The organism is Algoriphagus sp. UBA3586, from assembly GCF_002376385.1.
GTDB lineage: Bacteria > Bacteroidota > Bacteroidia > Cytophagales > Cyclobacteriaceae > Algoriphagus > Algoriphagus ornithinivorans.
In genome coordinates this window covers 38041-58885 of sequence record NZ_DFMT01000005.1, presented here as the reverse complement: position 1 = coordinate 58885, position 20845 = coordinate 38041, and the positions used below count along the sequence as shown (strand labels likewise).

General features: G+C 42.2%; 10 protein-coding genes. All 10 read right to left on the bottom strand.

The window, feature by feature from the left end:
- Positions 1-5: 5 nt before the first annotated feature.
- Genes B2906_RS00820 through B2906_RS00775 form a run of 10 tightly spaced genes read right to left on the bottom strand, consistent with a single transcriptional unit; the run spans position 6 to position 20842 of the window.
- On the bottom strand, positions 6-3365 hold the full coding sequence (locus B2906_RS00820; protein ID WP_144607423.1) for a sensor histidine kinase: 3360 nt from the start codon (positions 3363-3365) through the stop codon (positions 6-8).
- A gap of 5 nt (positions 3366-3370) precedes the next feature.
- Positions 3371-4108: a DUF6090 family protein gene (locus B2906_RS00815; RefSeq protein WP_144607422.1), complete on the bottom strand. Its 738-nt coding sequence runs from the start codon at positions 4106-4108 to the stop codon at positions 3371-3373.
- 2 nt (positions 4109-4110) lie between these two features.
- A complete protein-coding gene (locus B2906_RS00810; RefSeq protein WP_144607421.1) occupies positions 4111-4875 on the bottom strand; it encodes a DUF6090 family protein in 765 nt (254 codons plus the stop codon).
- Positions 4875-5630, bottom strand: a complete 756-nt coding sequence (locus tag B2906_RS00805; protein ID WP_144607420.1) for a DUF6090 family protein — start codon at positions 5628-5630, stop codon at positions 4875-4877. The genes B2906_RS00810 and B2906_RS00805 overlap by 1 nt, the downstream gene beginning before the upstream one ends.
- Before the next feature lie 12 nt (positions 5631-5642).
- Positions 5643-6422: a DUF6090 family protein gene (locus B2906_RS00800; protein WP_144607419.1), complete on the bottom strand. Its 780-nt coding sequence runs from the start codon at positions 6420-6422 to the stop codon at positions 5643-5645.
- Between the two features lies 1 nt (position 6423).
- Positions 6424-7458, bottom strand: coding sequence for a sensor histidine kinase (locus B2906_RS00795; RefSeq protein ID WP_144607418.1), 1035 nt, complete (start codon positions 7456-7458; stop codon positions 6424-6426).
- Between the two features lie 2 nt (positions 7459-7460).
- Positions 7461-8600, bottom strand: coding sequence for an FIST signal transduction protein (locus B2906_RS00790; protein WP_144607417.1), 1140 nt, complete (start codon positions 8598-8600; stop codon positions 7461-7463).
- A gap of 22 nt (positions 8601-8622) precedes the next feature.
- Entirely contained in the window at positions 8623-9783 is a 1161-nt protein-coding gene (locus B2906_RS00785) for an FIST N-terminal domain-containing protein (protein ID WP_144607416.1), read from the bottom strand.
- 23 nt (positions 9784-9806) lie between these two features.
- Positions 9807-10967: an FIST signal transduction protein gene (locus B2906_RS00780; RefSeq protein ID WP_144607415.1), complete on the bottom strand. Its 1161-nt coding sequence runs from the start codon at positions 10965-10967 to the stop codon at positions 9807-9809.
- The gene (locus B2906_RS00775; protein WP_286935265.1) at positions 10964-20842 is read right to left on the bottom strand and encodes an ATP-binding protein; all 9879 of its coding nucleotides are present in this window, start codon (positions 20840-20842) and stop codon (positions 10964-10966) included. The genes B2906_RS00780 and B2906_RS00775 overlap by 4 nt, the downstream gene beginning before the upstream one ends.
- Positions 20843-20845: the final 3 nt, after the last annotated feature.

The window sequence follows — 20845 nt, the reverse complement described above, 5'->3', positions numbered from 1 at the left end:
TAATTTTACACAATTTTAGTAGGTAAGGAAATTTTGAACTCAGAACCTATTCCTATTTCACTTTTAATATCCAATTGTCCTCCGTGGGCCTTGATGATATCATGGGTAATACTTAATCCCAAGCCTGTTCCCTCTGTTCCTTTTTTGGTGGTAAAGAAAGGTTGAAGGATCTTGTCCTTGATCTCATCGGGGATGCCGGGGCCATTGTCTTCAACTTCGATGATGACTTGATTTCCCTCTGCCTTTGTTCGTACCAAGAGTTTGGGCTGATATAATTCAGAATTCATTTTGCTCCGCATGGCATCAAAGGCATTGTTGCATAAGTTGACGATGACTCTGGAAAAATCTTCTGAAACTAGATTGACCTTTCGGACTTCGGCATCGAGATTCATCTCTATGTCTACATTGATCGGATTTTTCCCTGCGCGCATTCCATGGAAACTCAAATTGACATATTCCTTGATTAGAGCATTGAGATCGGTGGGTTCCATTTTACCTTCTCCACCTCGGGAATGCTGCAGCATGGAGGAGACGATTCTATTGGCGCGAGTACCGTGTTCATAGATTTTTATCAAATTTGATTTGATATCCGAAAGAATTTCGACTGTCTCTACAGCATGCTCATTTTCCTGAATTTGATGAATTTCCTCCAAAGCTTCCTCGATCAACTCCATTGAAACTTCTGAAAAATTATTGACAAAATTCAGTGGGTTTTTGATCTCATGGGCGATGCCGGCGGTGAGTTGTCCTAGAGAAGCGAGTTTTTCTTGCTGAACGAGTTGCTCTTGGGCTGCCTTGAGATTTTCATAGGCTTTTTCGATCTCCTTGGCTTGGGCCAGCTCTCTGTCTATTGCCTTATCCCGTTCTTTTTTGGCAGCTCTTCTTCTTTGCCCCCGGATAAAAAACATAGCCAATAAAATGATTACTACCGCGTAAATAGAATAGGCCCACCAAGTCAGGTACCAGGGGGGGAGTACTGTAATCTTAAGAGTTTCAGGTTCCAGGTTCCAAACTCCATCTAGATTCATGGACCTTACCTCAAGCACATATTTGCCGACAGGCAGATTTGTATAAGTCAAGCTGCCATTGGTGCCTGCATCCTGCCAGTCTTCATTGAACCCGACTAACCTGTATTGGGATTGATTTTGCCCATTTCCACCAAAATGAATAGCAGCAAATTGGACTACCAAAGTAGTAATACCCGGAGGGACTACTAAGGAGGAAAGCATGTAGCTTGGCTGCCTTTCTGCTGAGTCCAAAAAGCGCTGGTAGCTTTCGCCGTCCAGTAGAATTTCTTTGAAAAGAATCTCAGGGGGATAAGAGTTGGTTTTGATTTGGTCAGGATGAAAAACATTTGCTCCGCTGTTTCCAGAAAAGAAAATTTTTCCGGATTCACCCCGGTAGTTCAAGCCTCCGAACAGCAAGGATTGGAGTCCCATTTCAAAACCGAAGCGCCGGAAGTTCCCAGAATCAGGGGAATATTGAATTATTCCATCGGATGTGGCAAAGTATAATTCTCCGCGATCATTGTAGCTGATTGCATTGATTTCCAAATCAGGGAATGCTGTTTCTTCCAGATTTACCCAATGCAAGAATTTTTCATAGGTTAAATCAGTGTAACCGAAGCCCTCCCTCATGGCCACCCAAACTCTATTTTGTTTATCAATTATGGGTTGGGCTGTAAAGTAGTTTTGCCCCCTTTTGCCTTTAAGATTTAATTTCTTGATTTCTTTTGTTTGAGTATTTAAAGTGAAAAGCCATTGGCCTGACTCTCCCGAAATAGTAGCTTCTTCCAAAACCCCAAGTAAATGTCCATTAGGGTCAACCAAGTAAGCATCAAGATCCAAAAATTTGCCCTCAGGGTCGATTTTTGAAAACTTTTCGGATTCAGGATCAAAAAAGTCTATTCCCTCACTATGGGTTATCCAAAGTTTCCCTTGAGGATCTTCTGAAATATTGAAAATCCAATCTTGAGAAAGAGAGTTGGGGTCTAACGGATCATGTTTATAGCGAATAATTTGATTGAAATTAGGCGATATTCGGTTTAGTCCTCCATAGCCAGGGCCTGGTTGACCGGTACCCACCCAGAGGGTTCCGTCAGAAGAAACAAATATTTTCCAAGGGAAGTAATGAGACAATGCTTTTCCGATGGTTTTCCCTCCTGATGGGGGCGGTTCCTGAGCACCGATGCGTTCTAGTATTGTTTTTCCGTCTTCCGAAAAATGAATGAGCCCCTTTTCCAATGAAGTTCGGGTACCTACCCAAAAGGTTCCATCCTCCATTTCTGCGGCTGATAAAATATCTGCGATTACAATGCCATTTTCATCCCGTAGAAGACCGAAGTCCGATTGGTATAAGTTGAGTAAACTTAAGCCATAAGAGAACCTGGAAGCCCACAAAATCCCCTGGCGATCAATGTATAAATTGCAACCATGATTACTCTCCATGGGAAGTAGGCCCCGGGAATTGTTGATTTCAGAGTTGATTGTTTCCATCTCCCCGGTTTCCAGATCAACCCTGCTGATAGCATTGATTTGATTTAGCCAGAGATAATTGCCTTGAAGTTTGTAAGAGTTATAATTTTCAAAACCTTTCTCTTTTAAAATTTCAGGACTACTTACCTGGAAAAACTTCCAATCTTCATTTGGGCTTTCCCTTTTGGCAAAACCGTTGGGATTAAAAATGACAGCACCTTTATCCCCATATGGGAATACTATCGTTGGTGAGGTTTGGTAAAAAGAAAGCTGCTCCTCGTTGTTTTTGTCAATCGGAAAATCTTCATAGCTGTATTTTCCTTCCGGAGATCGGCTTCCTAATTGGATTTTTTCTTCTTGAAAGGATAAAAAATTCATTCTCCCGTCATTTCCTTCATTTAACTCACGAACAGCTCCTTTTTTTTGGCCTTCTTCCAGGATGAAGGTTTGTGAGGCGGGGTCAAATCGCTTGATTCCCGATCCTGTTCCGGCTAGTACATTTTTGTTTTCAAGAATCTTGAGATCAAGATATCTGATACTCTCGTCTACATTTTCAAAAAATATGACACTGTCATAGGAAGGGTGGTAATATCCTAAATGGCCCGTTTGTATTGAAATCCATAAGCCTCCCTCCTGATCGGATTCTATATAGCGTCCGTCTTGAAAAATCTTCTCATATTTTTTTCCATCAAATCGATAAACTCCGTCCCAAGTGCCTATCCAAATAAATCCAAAAGTGTCTTGGTCTATATCCGTTACTGAGGTAGTAGGCAGGCCATCTTCCGAGGTAATATTTCGAAAAACGGGGCTTTTTGTTTGCGCAAAAATTTCAAATGGAGAACAGTAACCCATCAAAAGTGCTAGGACTGTGGATCTGATAAAATTTCTCATTTTTTTTAATTAAAAGCTTGAATACTCATTTCTTCTTTTAGATCTATACCAAGGCCATTTACTCTTTCCATAAAAAAGACAAACCCTCTCCAGTGAACCGACATTCTTGAGAATGTATTGATCAATTCTTCATCTTCGGAAATCGCATCAAAATCATAAGAATAGGTGATTTCCAGTGTTTCAGGGTCGGTGTGCGCCCTCAGATATTTGTTATAAATAGTGAACTGAGTTTCCGTATCTTCTGACAATCGCCCGAAGGTGCTTTCTACTTGGAGCAAGTAGCTGTACAATTCCGCCAATTCATTTCGTAAGGGGATATTGCGGATCAGGTTGAGGTTGCCGCTTTCTTTCATTTCCTCATAGGTGAGCATGGTGGGCAACTGATTGGTTGTCCTGGGAAACCATACTATCGCAAAATCCACTATTTCCTTTTCGTAATCAGATAGAGCTGTTCTTCTTTCCAGCAATTGTTGGGTTTTGGTGATGGATGAAAGGATTTCCCGCATTTTCTGCTTTTGATCTCCACTTATTTCAACTAGGCGATCCAAATCTTCCGCTATTCTGCTTAGGTACTCATCGGAAAGCTTTTTCTCTTTCCACTCTTCATTCCAATTGTTCACCTGCAAAGCCAAGAGTATCCCAATCATGACCAAAAAAATCTCTCCCAAAGCGTACCAGATGTAATTTCGAACCTTGTCTTGTTCGATGAGTTTTTTGCGGATATGTCGAAAGAAGCGCAGCATGTTTAAAGTTCGTTTAATTGATTGATGATCATTGCCCGAAGCAGCTCAGCTTGATCCTTGAATCTGTCCAGTACTTCGCTAGTCCTTGTTTTGGATTGAATAGTGATGGGCAATATTTCCAGAAATTCAGGTTTAGCCATCATTCTCTTGTAAGCTTGCATAGCTTCTTCTGGAGAGTAAGTTTCTGAGCTGCTAAAGCTACCGACTCCTATTTGTTGCTCCGGGAGAAGGATGCCACGGGAAAATTTCAGGTAGTCGATTTGGAATTCCTGCCGGATAAAATTGAATTGATCCCGATTGTTGAGAGTTGAATAGTAAGTGGAGAGGGCAGTTCTAAGCTCCTCATTTTGGATAATGGCCAGTCTTCCGCTGGATTTAATTTCTTCAAAAATGTGATCGGAAATCACGGGATCATAGGTGTATCCGGCATACTCAATACTTTCAATAAAGTAGGTTGGCTCTTCACTCACTAGCCCCGAAGAGTCCACAGCTTCCAAAAGAAATTCAGCCCGTTTCTTCCGACTTTCATTGGCATTAAGGGATCTTGAAAAACTTTCTATGTCTTTTTCCAGATCAGCTGCCAGTCTATGCAAATAGCGATTTTCTAGGTTTCGCTCTTTCCTGTTTTCATTCCAATTATTGACCTGCAATGCTAATAGAATCCCAATCATGACCAAAAAAATCTCTCCAAGGGCATAGAGAACATACTTTCTGATGTTGTCAGAGAATAGAATCTTTTTGCGGATATGTCGGAAGAATCGGAGCATTATTTTAGATTTTCTAATTCTTGAGACACTGCTTCCCTTAACTCATTGGCTGATTCATTCAATCCTTTGGAAAACATAATATGGTGGGACCATTGCACTGAAAATTTTGAGAAATAATTGATCAGCTTTTCATCATTTGCCATTGCTTCAAAATTGAACTTTGGGTTGACCTTGATTCCCCTAGAAGTAAGGCTGCTGGTATCAGGTATCGAGCGTACAAATTGATCTATATAAAATACAGGATTCTGACTCTGATAACCTATTTGCACAAGCACTTCATCATTGGACAAAATATCTTGATCCAACTGGATTAGCTTTTTTCTAAGATCGAGGTTACCAATAAGACTAAGGTCCCCATTACTCCGCATTTCATCCAAGGTAGTTAGGGAAGGGTGTCGGTAGGGTATCTGGTAATAAAAGTGAAGCGTATTTTCAAAAACCCTAACTTTATCCTCAGGCAGGTTTTTTGATTCCAAAAAATCTATAGTTTCCAAGATTAAATTTCTGATTGAAGTAGAGCGTTTCATTGCCTGGTTAGTTTCACTGATGAAGATATCAAGGTCTTCAAGAATCCTTTCGTGGTAAGTGATCGATTTGATTTTGGCTTTCCGCTGCTCATTCCAGTTATTCACTTGAAGGGCAAGCAAAATACCGATCATGACCAGCAGGATTTCTCCAAGAGCGTATAGCAAATATCTTCGGATCTTACGCTCTTCCATCAACCATTTTCTTATATGTCTAAAGATTCTGAGCATTTTTTCTTTGGATTAATTTTTGTCGATTTCCTGATTAATTAAGTTCAGAATAGGAGCTGTAAAGGATTCCATCGATTGCTCATACAGAAGCTTTAATTCCAGATTTACAGCGGCTACATTCCGCATATGATAATCAGAATCAGGATCCGATAGGTAGCCTGGAATATCTGTTTCATATGACTCCATGATGTCATCAGTCAGCTTTTCGGTTTGGGTACCTAATTCCCAGATTTCATTCATAATCAAAGCTGAAAAGTACCGGTGTATGTGGGCATTGTAGACTGATCTCCTTGTATCTCCCTCGTCGTACAAAAATGATTGCAGGCCGTTCATCCTGTTCAAATAGGATGAGATTTGTTTAATGATCTCCTCATTTTGGATGATCCCCAATTCACCATTGGCCACTAACTCATTGTAAGCAGGGATATATGGAAGATAACTGCCGCCTCGCCCCACCAGAAAAACGTCTCTTACAAATTCAGGAGGATTCTCTATTTCTGAATCAATCTCAAATGCACGAAGCAGACGCTCTGCTTGCTCTGCTTTATATTTTACCAGACTAATGCTGCTTTCCAGGTTCAAACTGTCTTGCACCATCTCCTGCTGCAGGCGTTTGAGCACATCCCGCTCACGATTTTTGGTTTTCCTTTCTTCATTCCAATTATTGACCTGAAGGGCGATCAAAATCCCAATCACCACCAAAAATATCTCTCCCAAAGCATAGATTACGTATCGGGATAATCGGTTTTGGATCAGGAGTTTTTGCCGTAGCCTTCGGAATAGGGAAATCATATCAATTAGGTTTTTGAAGTTTGAGGATAAATATGGAACCTTTTCCCTCCTCACTTTCTACTGTCAACTCACCCCCATTTGCCTTTACAATATCATGGGTAATACTTAATCCCAAACCTGTTCCCTCGGTCCCTTTTTTGGTAGTGAAAAATGGCTGAAGGATTTTATCTTTGATTTCGTCAGGAATCCCTAGTCCATTATCCTGAAAGCTAAGTTCTATTTTGTCTTCCAGACGCTGAGTTTTGATTTGAAGGCGAGGTAGGTATTCCCCATTATTGGTAGTGTTTAGCTTTTCGCGCATCGCATCAAAAGCATTGTTGACGATGTTCAGAACCACCCTAGAAAAGTCCTCCATCACCAAATTAGCCTCCCCGGCATTTTCATCTAATTGAAAATCCAAATTCACATTAATAGGGTATTTGCCCGCTCTCATTCCATGAAAGGCTAGCGTGGTGAATTCTTTGACCAGATCATTAATCCGGACTGAACTTGCTTTTCCTGTACTTCCACGGCTATGTAGTAGCATAGATTTGACTATACTGTCAGCTCTGCTGCCATGCTCATGAACTTTGGTTAAATTATTTTGTACGTCAGTGAGAATGTCGATAATGTCCTGTTTGGTTTCTGATGAATCCAGTTTTTCCAGTTCCTCAAAAACCTCCTCGATCAATTCCTTGCTCAATTCTGAAAAGTTGTTGACAAAATTTAAAGGGTTCTTGATCTCATGGGCAATACCGGCTGTGAGTTGACCAAGTGAGGCCAACTTTTCTTGTTGGACTAGCTGAGCCTGGGCAGATTTAAGCTCTGCCAAAGCTTCTTCTACAGCGACTCTTTTATGCTCAAGTTCTTCAATGGTTTCCTCCAGCAAAATGGCGGTAGTCCGTTTTACTTTTTCGGTTCGGTCTAGCTTGAAGGATAATATCTGAAGTTCTTTATCCACATCTTTCAAAGACTTCAGCATAGCCTCCTTGACTTCAGGAGAAATATTGGGCTCCTGCTGTATGAAGTCTGATACCTCTTGAAGATTTTTATCCATTTCTATTTTTCTTTTAGGGCTATACAACAGGTCGTTAGGTTGTGCATCTCTAGATTGCCACCGGCCATTCTCCCAAGCTCAGCATTGGAAAACATTCCTACCATGGGCACATTCCAAACATTTTTAACACCTTCTATTTCTGCGTTCATCATGGGGCCAAAGGAGAGTATTCTACCCGCACAACTGAACACCACTACTGCATCTGCTTCAGGCGTTTCATCTTGTTTGAGTTGTTGAACTCCTTTCACTACTTTTTCCATCACATCCCAATCAGGGGGAAGAGAAAAGCGGATTTTTGAGCCTTGAGGTACAGTGCCACTAGTGAAAAAGGAGCGGTCGGTCCAATCCACAACCAAAGGAGGCCGCATGACAGGGTCTCCATTTTCCCGCTGGAGTTGAAGGGGAAAGTTGGCAGCGATTTCAATTAAAAGGTCTTTATTATCAGGACTGATATTTTCCAGCCCACCATACTTGGTAGTGATATCCAATGCCGGCTCATTATCGATTGTGAAGACATGGTTCCCTTCGCTTTTTGTAACTATTTTTTCGGTTCCCATTGCTTTCCATCCGCAGGTAGCAATACCGCTTACTTTTACTTTTGATTCATCCAAGGCGATGCATACCATTCCATTATTGCTTTCCCATTCATTGGTAAAAACCCAGGTTTCTTCAAAAGCATAATCGTCACCCGCAGCTCCGCCGAAGGCATTTACCTCCTCACCGATCGTCTTTCTAAATCCAAGTAATATTTCTTCCCCATCCGTTGCTGCATTGCTGGTCGCTATCAGAAAAGCGAGCTGTTCAAATTCTTTTTTTGCCTCTTGAGTGATGCGCTTTGCAGTCTCTTGGTAGTTATTTGACTTAAACTCATCAGCATAAATTCTGAAATGCTCTTTTTTCATATCTAGAAGGAGAATAGCAACAGACTTTGTCTCTATGTCTTCGTCGATAAACTCCCCATTAGTACTGCTACCGAATACAGCAATGCCCGCTTCATCAAGCAATTTGCTGATTCCCTTTCTGTCTTGGGAAACTGACAGAAAAACGATAGCTAGCGTAGGATGGAACCCATCTGCCATGCTTTCGGCAAGCGCGCTTTTTATTTCTGCGGTGGATTTTCCTTTGATTGATTTCGCCTTCATAGTTTTATTGTTTGACAGAAATTTATTTCTCTTTTAAGGCTACCCAGCTTACAGTTGTTCCTTGAAATTCACATTGGCCTTCATCCAGTTTTCCAAATTCACCCAAGGAGAAAAAGCCTACCATTGGTTTGCCCCAGGTGGATGCAAGCCCTTCTATTTCTGTGGAGATCAAAGGACCGAAAGTCCCTAACCTTCCCACACATGAAAAGACCATCAACACATCGGCATCCGGCATCTCTTTTTCTTTACAAATTCTGGTAGTCTCTACCACTTTGTCAATCACATCAAAATCTGGTGGTAGGGAAAAACGGAAATGGTCTCCTTCTTTTGCGCCACCGGCTATCATGACGGATTGGTCAGCAGGATTAAAAAATAGCGCAGGCTTCATAATGGCATTTCCCGAAGCTCTCTGAAATTGTAATGGATAGCCAAGATCAGTCGGAACAAATCCACTTCCTTCTGAATTATCCCTTACTATATCGTTCCCTAAGAATCTTTGAATGACATGCATCGCCGGTTCATTGTCAATGGTTAAAGCCCATGAGTCTTCACATTTCGTGATTTTTTTCGTAGTACCTACCGGCTTCCAACCTGAAACTGCCAGACCGCTAATCTCCACCTTGTCCTGATCAAGAATAAGAGCTAGCAATCCTCCTTTACTTGATGCATTATTGGTAAAAATAACCCCCGAAAAATCAGCCGGATCACCACAAACGCCACCTGCAATCATGGTTTCATGGCCTGCTGCATCTGTCAATCCTCTGATTAGTTCGTCGTTGGAGACTCTGAAATCCAAGGGGGAAATGATAAAGCTCGGATTCTCAAAAGTATTTTTTCCGGTTAGGCCTGCATTATATCCAGCTTGGAAAGGAGAAGACCCTTCGTAATCGTTCAATACTATTTTAAAGTGGTCTGGTTTTATATCCAGAAGCATGACAATAATATGACCCTCCCTAATTCCCTTTTCATTAAAGTTGTGGGGAGCGGTTACCCCGAAGATTTCAATTCCTTGATTCCTAAAAATAGACTGGATCGGTTCGGCATCTTCCATGTTGCTTACAAGGATAATGGCAAGGGTTGGCCTGAAATCTTGTCCATTAGCTTGATTGCCGTCACCTATACTTTCATCCAATGCCTTTTTTATGTCTGAGGGTGTGGTTCCGGTTATTGATTTTGCTTTCATATTTTCAATATTTTATGACTAAATCATTTCTCTTTTAATGCCACCCAACAGCAGGCGGTCGAATGAACATGCTGCTGTCCGTTTTTGGCCCTTCCAAATTCCCCATAGGTAAAAAATCCTGCCATAGGGCTTTTCCATACCTCTGCAAGTCCTTCGTTCTCCATGGTTACCAATGGGCCAAGTGCCGGTTCTCTGCCTGCACAAGAAAATACCAGCAAGGCATCTGAATCTTCACCTACAGTGTTTTTGACCTCCTTTGCTTCATTGATGATTTCCTCAACAATATCAAAATCAGGAGGGACCGAAAACCAAAAAGTCTCTCCCTCCATCATCTCCATGTCCATGACCAGTGCATTTTCTTCGTGATCAATATTCATGGGTGACTTGATTAATATTTCTTGACTGTTTTCCCGCTCTGTGATGAATGGATATTCGAATGAAAGCTCGTTTAAAAGATCGAATTCTTGATCTTCACCCTCTTCGCCTTTGCCCAAGTACTTTAGGTACATTTCCACTGCGGGTTTTCCGTCAATGGAATATAAAAGTTTGCCCTTGCTGTGGGTCACTTTCCTTGAAATCCCCAATTTTTTCCAGCCTGTTATGGCCATACCATTCAAAGAGACTTTATCAGCATTAAAGACCAAAGCGACAAGGCCATGATTGGTTTCCTCATTTTGGGTAAACACAGACGTTCCTGTTAATGTAAAATCATCTCCGGCCATACCACCAAAAAAGATTCTGTCCCTTCCTATAGATTCCGAGAGTTCATGAACAAGGGACATTCCGTCAAACATTTCAGAGTCAGGGGTGACGCCGGTACTACAAACGATCAGGGTCGGATTGGAAAAATTCGAAAGGGCGGAACTTGCGACTTTTTTAGCTGCAGCCTGAATACTTTGCGCTCCCATATCTTCAAACACAATAGCGTATAAATCCCGTGATAAGTCCATCAATAGGATGGCTATTTCACCCTTGCTTTGGTGACCATCAACAAACTCCCCGCAGGACGTTGCCCCAAAAACGTCAATACTCTGTGCTGCGAGGATTTCCCTGACCGCTTTTCGATCTTGCTTAATGGAGATAAAGACAATGGCCAAGGTTGGTATAAAACCATCACCTATAGCTTCTTTTAATGCTATTTGGATTTCCATAGGTGATTTTCCGTAAATAGATCTTGCTCTCATTTTTTTAGTTTGATCATGAAATTTGTCCCTTTGTTGAGAGCTGTTTCTATTTCCAGTTCCCCCCCATGGGCCTTTACAATATCATGCGTAATACTCAGCCCAAGACCAGTTCCCTCAGTTCCTTTTTTGGTAGTGAAAAAGGGCTGGAGGATTTTGTCTTTGATATCATCTGGAATACCGGGGCCATTGTCTTGAATACTGATCAATACCTGATTTTTCTGCCGCTTAGTTTTGATATCCAGGCTAGGAAGATATTCCCTGTTGTTTGAGGAATTCAGTTTATCGCGCATTGCATCAAAGGCGTTATTGGCAATATTCAAGATGACTCTTGAAAAATCCTCCATGACAAGGGTTACTTCTCCGGCATTTTCATCCAAGTCAAAATTCAGATTTACGTTGATAGGATTTTTTCCTGCCCTCATTCCATGAAATGCCAGATTGCTAAATTCTCTAACCAGCTCATTTATCCCGATGGAAGTGGCTTTTCCTGCACCGCCCCGACTGTGTTGCAGCATGGATTTGACTATACCATCCGCCCGACTTCCGTGCTCATGTACTTTGGTGAGATTGCTTTTGACATCCGTTAAGATGTCAATGATATCCTCTTTGATATCTGATGATTCTAACTTTGCTAGTTCATCAAAAACCTCTTCTATCAGCTCTTTGCTCAATTCTGAAAAGTTGTTGACGAAGTTCAATGGATTCTTGATCTCATGGGCAATGCCGGCCGTCAGCTGTCCCAGGCTCGCCAGCTTCTCCTGCTGAATCAGTTGCTCCTGGGCAGCTTTCAGCTCTTTCAAAGCCGATTCTGCCTTGGATTTTGCCAGTTTGATTGCTTCCAAATCCTTTTCTGCCTGAACTGCATTCGCCTCTGCGATTTTTAAATCTGTAAATCGGGTATAGGTCAGATCAAAAACACCAGCAAATTTTTCAAGTAGGTAGAGCGCCTCTTCATGTAATGGCTCGGGACTGGTGACTACCAACATACCTTTGGAAAAGAATCCTACAGTCTGTACCCGTCGATTGTGCTGGTATTTTTTATTGAATGGGATTTTGATCTCCTCCTTCATAAATTGAAGCCATTGATCTAGTTCTTCCCCCTGAAGGTCTATTACCAAGGATTTTTTTCCTTTTTTCCAAGCCTGATAGGCTTTGGAAAGCGTGGTTTCTTCTGTGATTCTACCTGAGTATCTACTGTCCAGTTTATTACCGCCTTGAGCAGTTATCCAGAAGTCAATCGTTTGGTTTTTCTCATTAATAATCCCGATGTTGATTCGCTCATGGGTTACTCCCAAATTTTGTAGCTGTTCAAAAAGTACTGAGGCTGTTTCGGATAATTCTTCAGATCGCTGCATTCCCATGGTTCTGGATCTAACCCGCTCCAAGGCTGCCTCTATTTGAGCCTCCCGCGCTTGGGCTTCCGCTTGTTTTAAATCACTGAATCGGGTGTAGGCCAAAGAGAAAACGCTGGCAGCCCTTTTCAAAAGCTTCCAACTTTCGTCTGAAATTTCGCCAGGTGATGCGGCTCCCATAAATCCCTGACTGAATTTGTAGAGATGGTAGGTTCGCTCCGGAATTTGGTCTCCATAAAACTCCTGAATACTGAAATGATGTGACTTTTCTGCACAATAGGATATCCATTCCGTACGGTGCTGGCCCTGCATCTTTATGGAGGTTTTGGAAGAATCTGAATTGTAAAATGAGAGCATTTCTCTTCCTACCCATGTATCCTCCAAGAGGATAGTCATGTAGTCGGAAATCAATTTTTTATCATCCTGAATCGCATACCAGCATTCTGTAGTTCTTTCATCTGCATGGTGGATGTAGATGGAGCTGGTCTCCAATTCCTCAACTCCCAGGAGCCCCATTTCTTTTCTGAGAAGGGTTGCCACATCCACCAATTCATCCGGTTTCTGCATTGACATCGCTCTTGCTCTGACCCGCTCCATAGACGCTTCTATCTGAGCATTTCTTGCTTGCTCTTCAGCCTTTTGGAGATCGAGAAATCTGGTATAGGCTTGTTCAAAAACCTTTGCAAAACGAGGGAGTATATCAGTAGTTTCCAGATACTTGAGTGAGGAAATTAGGATATAGCCGTTTTTAAAGGATGCTCCGTAATCAATTTCCCAAGGCGGGGCTGCTGGCATGGGAGCATTTCTTGATTCAAGATCTTTTATAGCCACTTGAGCGGAAGGAAGATCAAAAATATCCTTGAAGTGTTGCTCAATAAAATCACCGGGAATTTCTACAGAGAACAACTCTTTTCCCGCCTTCCATTGATCGTATCGATATTGATGAATATAATCCAAATCAATGGGGACAATAAATGGACTGAGCATACCTCCGCCCGGAATACTGTGCCATTGCTCTACATGGCCTTCATGCTTATCGCAAAAGACTATCCCTGCCGCGAATAAATCTTCCCCAAAATTCCTGAGTTGGTCAAACATCTCAGTAGTCACCACCCCAAAATCTGCAGCGCTTTGCATACCCATGGAATGGGATCGGATTCGCTCCAATGCAGCTTCAATTTGCGCCTCCCGGGCCTGTTCCTCAGCTCTCTTGAGATCTCTGAACCGTTTGTAGGCTAGGCCGAAAACGTTCGCTGTTCTGCGCAAAAGGTTTCTGGAATCCTCATCGGGATAAGAATAGGTGACCATAATCAACGCTCCGCCTGAAAACTCCGACATGGCCCAATAGGCTTTCAATTTGTCTCCTGAAGTATCAGCCTTGGCTTTTGAAAGGTGCCAGTATATCTCAGGAGCATGCTCTTTCATCAGTTCAAACCACTGCTTATATTTTTTACCTTCATTGACCAGAACATAATCCGACTGATCCGATGCATAATAGTCCATCATTTCTTCAATGATCAGGCTCCCGGATTTTGGAAAAATAGCCATGGATTGCAGAATTTCATTCTCTTTGCCTTGCGGATGCATAGCCCCCCAGGACTCAAAATGGTTTGGATGCAGGTCATACAGATGAATGGCACACACCTCGAGATTTTTCTGGCCTAGCATCCCCATTTGTGTACGCAGCTCCAGAGCTACTTCTTTTAACTCATCGGACGTTTGCATGGCCATAGCTCTAGACCGTATCCGTTCAAGAGCGGCTTCAATTCTGGACTCCTGAGCTTGTTTCTCCGCTTTTTTAAGATCCAGAAATCGGGTATATGTCTGATCAAAAACCTTGGTAAACCTTTTGAAAATATCCTGTGAATCGGGCACCTTTTCATAGGTGATGAATAGAATAAACCCTTGGTTGAATTTACACAAGTGATTGATCTGATAGGTGGGGAGCGAAAGCCCAAGCCTTTCAATTTCGTCAAAAGTGGGCTTTAGGTCAGGGAAGGATTTCATGTATGTATAGTGCTCCTCCAAGGCTTTACCTCCAAGCTCCTGAACTAACATCGTATTGTCACTCCGAATGAATTCACCCATTTCATCGAAAGAGGCCTCACCATAAAGGCGAAGCTGAAATGGGGTTTGAAGGGTGCCCTCACTACTCATGCAGCAGGTAGCTGTTTTTTTATCCTCAGCCAGAATATTATATCCACAGCTCCAAGCGGGAATACCTAATGCCTGAACTTCCAAAAAAAGCAAATTGGCTACTTCAGGTAATTCAGCACTGCTTTGCATGCCCATGGTCCTAGACCTGATTTTCTCCAAGGCTGCCTCAATTCGGGCTTCTCTAGCCTGGGCTTCTGCTTTCTGCAAATCCAGAAACCTTATATAGGCTTGCTCGAATACTTTGCCGAAACGGACGACAATTTGATTATCACTATCAGAAAAGGGCTCATCAGTATACCGGAGGATTTGTAATCCTGAGTTTTTCATGAAAGTTAAAGTCGTCGTAAAAGCAGAACTTTCCTTCATGAATTTCTCTATTTCCGGATTGAAAGAATTGGTGTCCAACAATTGTTGATAATACTCTTTCATGATTTTACCTGAATAGGTTTTCATAAAGAGTTCTGGTCGCTCTTTAATCACTTCATTGTATTCACGTTGGACTTGGGTACCACTACTGTGGGTGATTCGAAGGGGCTTTTCTGAAATAGCTCCTCCTACCCAGACATCGTAATCCGAGTCGTTATCAATTACCCCACTCATGGCCATGGCATCCAATGGAACTCCCAAGGCCAGCAACTGCTCCCGTATTTCATTGGCTACCAATTGCATTTCCATGGTGTTTTGCATACCCATGGACCTGCTTCTTACTTTCTCCAAAGCCGCCTCAATTTGAGCTTCTTTTGCTTGTGCTTCAGCTTTTTCCAAATCCAAAAAGCGCTGATAAGTTCGACCAAATTCTCTGGCAAAGCGACTGACTATATTTTTTTCCTCCTCAGTGGCTTTGCGGGAGTGGTTGAAACCCAGATAGCCAAATTGGAAATGACCCTGAGTGGTAAAAAGTCCATTTGGGAAGTCTTCAGGGTTTATTTTGTGACCCTCTGGCAAAGCACTCATCACTTCAGATAGTAATTCCCATAGGTAAGGGAGGTCTTCTGGAGCATAATCAATGGTATTTACCGAATTGGGCTCACAGCTTTTCCATTGGGCAAAGGCTTGCTTCCAAGCCTCAATGGCATGAATATCGATTAGCTGTTCTGCCACTACGCCATTGTCAGCGGTGGTCGTCAGCCTGATGCTAAAGGTTTCATTCGCTTCATCAAATAAAGTCAAATGAGTCAATACCGGATTGATTCCTAGTAAGTCGAATTGATCAAATAGAACGCAGAGCACATCAGTTAACTCATCAGTTTGGTGCATGGCCATGGCTCTCGCCCTTACACGCTCCAGGGATGCTTCGATTTGAGCCTCACGGGCTTGCTTTTGTGCTTTTTCAATATCCAGATAGCGTTGGTATAAACGGCCAAACTCACTGCCAAACCTGCCTAATATTTTTTTCTCTTCTTTTGTTGCTTCTCGGGATTGATTGATTCCCAAGTATCCAAATTTGCAATTTGCCTCAGTTGTGTGAATCCCATTCGGAAAGTCATTCGGGTTGATCTTTGACTCCTCAGGTAGGGATGAGAAAATTCCGTCAAACAATTCCCAAACTCTTGGCAGCACATCTGGTGAAAAGTAGATATGAGTGATTGTTTCAGGGTTTTGAGATTTAAAAGTTTCCACAGTATGAGACCATGTATCCATCGCATCGAGTTGAACCACCTGTTCGGCATGCACAGGCTTACCATCCTTGCTCGTCATTCGATAGATAAATGTGTTATTTTCTAAGTTGATCAGTGTCAAATGGGTCCAATGTGCATCGACTCCCATGTGGCTTAATTGATCAAACATCAAGGCTAAAACTTCAGACAATTCATCCGGATGATGCATGGCCATTGCACGGGCACGAATCCGCTCCAAGGATGCTTCTATTTGCGCTTCCCTGGCTTGGGCCTCAGCTTTTTGTAGATCAAGGAACCGCACATAACTCTGCTCAAATACCCGGGCAAATCGAATCAAAATTCTTATTTGTTCTTCATCGGGTTCAAGCCCTTCGTTATTGGGTACTACAATCGCGGAGTTTTTGGCCCAGGCATAAGAAAGGTGGTAAATCGGGCTTTCCAATTGCCACTGTTTGTATTCCTCGGGTAATTTGGCATAATCGGAATCACTTCTAGAGAAAATGGTTCGCAGGAACTTGTTTTTGACGCCCTTCGGGTAGGTTTTTGAAAAATAAGCATCACCACGGTTTTTGGATTCCCAAGCCTCATCCCAGATAGGGTGCTCAAAATAGGGCATAAAGTAAGGCTTTGAACGCTCCTGGTCAGCAGGGGTATATGTCCAGTGAATCACGTCTTTGGTACCCTCCGGGTAGGTGCAGATGAGCACACCCACAGGGTCCACGATTACACCTAATTCCTGGATCTTTTCGGCAACTATTTGTACCACTTCTTGCAGCTCATTCGAGCTTTGCATTCCCAAAGATCTACTCCGAACCTTTTCCAAGGCAGCTTCAATTTGAGCTTCTCTTGCCTGTGCCTCGGCCTTTTTAATATCAAGGAATCGCTGGTAAACGCGTTCAAATTCCCGGGCAAATCGAATGACAATTGCGATTTCCTCATCTGTTGGAGGACGGGAATTATTAAATCCTATATAACCAAACTTGTTGTGCCCTTCGCAGTCGAAAATTCCTTCAGGATAATCTTCAAATGTTATTCTTTCTTTCGGTGTGAGGGATTGAAGAGATTCATTGATAATTTGAAATAAATCCGGTAATACTTCAGGTGGATATACCAAGCATTGGTGACTATGTGGTTTTTGCTTTTTCCAATTAGTTACGGTTTCCTTCCAAGTAGGCATGGCATCCAAATCAATGATTTGTTCACCGATATTGGATGCCCCATTTTTACCGGTAATCCTAAAGCTGAATGCGTTACTTTCAAGATCCATCAGGGTGAGATGGGCACATTTGGCGTCGATGCCCAGCTCTTCAATTTGCTTAAACATGACGCTCAGAACTTCATTCAGTTCTTCCGAGGTATGCATGGCCATTGATCTCGCACGAATCCGTTCCAGTGCTACTTCAATTTGAGCCTCTCGGGCTTGCTTTTCGGCACGTTCCAGATCCAGAAATCGTCTGAAGGCTTGTTCGAATACCAGGGCAAATCGTTGAATTAATTCTATAAGCTCCTGACTTGGAGCGGTGTGATCGGTAGTGCCCAGATAGCCGTACTCAAACAGGGTAGAAGTAATGAACCTTTCTTTCAACTGTTGCCCCTTTTTAAAAGGAATCCCGAGCACCTTGCTACTGTAGGATATCCAGTCTTTGAGTTTCTTACCTTTTAAATCAAAAATCAAGACAGGTTCCTTTTTCTTAAAGGCTTTGAAAATGTCTTTGATGATTTCAGATTTCTCAGCAGACATCAAGAATTTTCTACTGACTTTATGCCCTTCCTGATCTGTCAGCCAAACCTCCAAAAACTCACCGCCTTCCTGAGGCATCACGAGATTAAATCGATCCGGAGTCTTGGTCAATTTGCTTATTTCCTCAAAAAGGACCTGGCATACATCCGCCAATTCATTGGAGTTGTGCATGGCCATGGAGCGGGCACGAACCCGCTCGAGGGACAATTGAATTTGTGATTCTCGGGCTTGTGCTTCTGCCTTCTGAATGTCCAAAAAGCGTTGGTAGACTCTTGTGAACTCTTTACAAAAGCGTGAAAGGATTTCTTTTTCCTCGCTTGTGGCAGGTCGTAGATGGTCGTAGCCCAAGTAACCAAAAGGTGTGTAGCCTGCCATGGAATAGCCTCCTTCTGGAAAATACTCTAGCTTCATTCTTTCATCCTCCGGCATCGCATCAAAGGTTTCAGAGAATATTTCAAAAACCTGAGGAAGGACTTCCTTGGAATAAAAAATGACTTCTACTGAGTCGGATTTGTCATTGATAAACTTATCATAAATCCCTTTTAACTCTTCCATACTATCTACATGAACAACCTGCTTTTGAGGTTGTCTGTGTTTTGACTTTCCGGAAGCCCTATAGGTAAGTGTTCTGTTTTCCCGGTCAAAAAGACTTAGAAATACATTCATGGGATGAATTCCGAGCTGGTCAAATTGTCGGAATAAAACACTAAGTACCTCATGCAGTTCATCCGTGCTTTTCATAGCCATGGATCTGGCGCGCACCCTTTCCAAGGCCAATTGAATTTCGGATTCCCTTGCCTGAGCTTCTGCCTTTTGGAGGTCTAGGAATCGGGTATAGGCTTGCTCAAAAACCCTCGCAAAACGTTGGATGACATCAATTTCATGTTGAGCTAAGGACTTCCCTTCAAAATCATTGATGTTAAACACAGCATTTTTGACCGCTATTGTTGAAATGCAGTAGGTCTCGCTATTGAATATCATTTCCAGAATATCTTCCGGCAATTGCTTGAATTCCTCAGTATGCTCAATCAGATGATGATAGAAAGCATCTTTTTCTTCTTTAGAATAATGTCCTTCAAAAAAATCCAATTGCTTTTCCAGCGCATTGTAAAAATCTTTAGGTATAGGATTCTGAAAGTAGGGAAGACGGTAATTTGTAATGACCAAACCTTCTTCATTCTGTCCACAAACAAATGAATTTAAGTCTTTTGAATCTTCAATGACGGTCGCTATGCCAACCGCCGTGAATGGTATTTCCAGATCTTTCAATTTTTGGAAGAGCACAGCTACTACCTCATTCAATTCATCACTTTTGTGCATGGCAAGTGACCTTGAACGGACTTTCTCCAATGCTGCTTCAATTGTGGCTTCACGTGCTTGGAATTCTGCTTTTTCAAGATCGAGAAAACGTATGTAAGCTTGTTCAAAAACCTTGGTAAATCGCAGGAGAATTGAGTGGTCTTCTTCGGTGATATCGCTATTCTTAGCCAATGCTACAACGCCATACTTATGATTGCAGTCAATGACCTCCATCCGATTCATTTTTTTCTTTTTCTGAATTTGCTTAAAGCTCGGATGGCCTGTCATCTTGCTCAACTCGTCCATAATTTTGTCAACTTCCTTCTTGCCTTTCCAAGACAGGTAAGAAAATTTTTCACCGCCTCTCCAGCTTTTGATGGATGAGTCTTCAAAAGGTGCTAAGGGGACAATCGCAGTATATGGTTCGTCTATGACTTCTTCAACTGGGGAAAACCAACAATTCGAAACCCCTTCTTCCAGCATAAAAATATTTATCCAGACTTGATAGAATTCGAGTTTCAGCTCTGCAAATTGTGAAAAAAGTACACTCACGACATTTGCTAGCTCGTCAGTTTGATGCATAGCCAAAGAAGCAGAGCGCACGCGCTCAAGACAGGTCTCTATTTGTGCTTCACGTGCTTGGTTCTCTGCTTTTTCAAGATCGAGAAAGCGAGTATAAGTTTGTTCGAATACCTTGGCGAATCGTTGAAATAAAGCCTGGGCCCCTGATAGGGGTTTTAGTGTAATAAATAACAGATTGCCAGAAGCAAAATTTGCCACATGGTGGATTTGCCTTTCTGGCAAAGGAAATCCTGCATCCATTGATTTTTGAAATGCTTTTTTGAGCATTGGGAAGGAATGCAAATACTTGAAATAGTCCTGCATCTCTTTTCCTGAAAAGTCTTTCTTTAAAAAGCTTTCCCCCTTTTTCCAAGATTCAAATTGGCGCTTGTGCCAATCGTTTTCCTCTATGAGTATTCTGAATGGAGGGTTCATGGATCCATCCGCATTGCACATCCAAGAAATAAGATGTTTTTGTTCTTCGTCCCAAATAGTAAATCCAGAGCTGTAGGTACCAATTCCAAGACTCTGCAATTCTTGAAATAATAAGGAAGCAGTAGCTGCTAGCTCGTCACTGGACTGCATAGCCATAGTCCGCGCCCGAATCCTCTCCAAAGCCGCTTCAATCTCTAATTCCCTGTTTTTTTCCAGTAAATCGGCGGTTTTTTCTTTGACGAGTTTTTCTAGCTCTTCAGTCTTTTGTTTCCAAATGTCAATCCCCCAGGTATCCTTTTCACTCACTACTTCCTCAGGCTTTGATCCATGCCAATGAACTACTTTCCATTGCTTACCAGAATAATTCAATACTGTAGAAAAGCGCATATACATTTCTACCGCTTCTTCACCGGTTTTGATGGTTGCATAAATACTTTCTGCAAAGACCGCGGAATTTTCATCTTCAGAAATAAATCGATGAACCGGCTCATTCCTCCATATGATGTCCAAACTCTCACTTTGGATTTTTTGATTATTCAGCAGTTTTTTAAACTCCTCAATGCCCAGGATTTTCTCATCCATTGCGGTACCAAAACCCATGACGTTCTCATCTACCAGTCCCTCTAATAGATTGGGCTCATTGGACTCTAATCCTACCTTCATAAATTCCCGGTAGGTCTTTTCCAATAGTTCTTTCTTCGATCTTTCCATCTG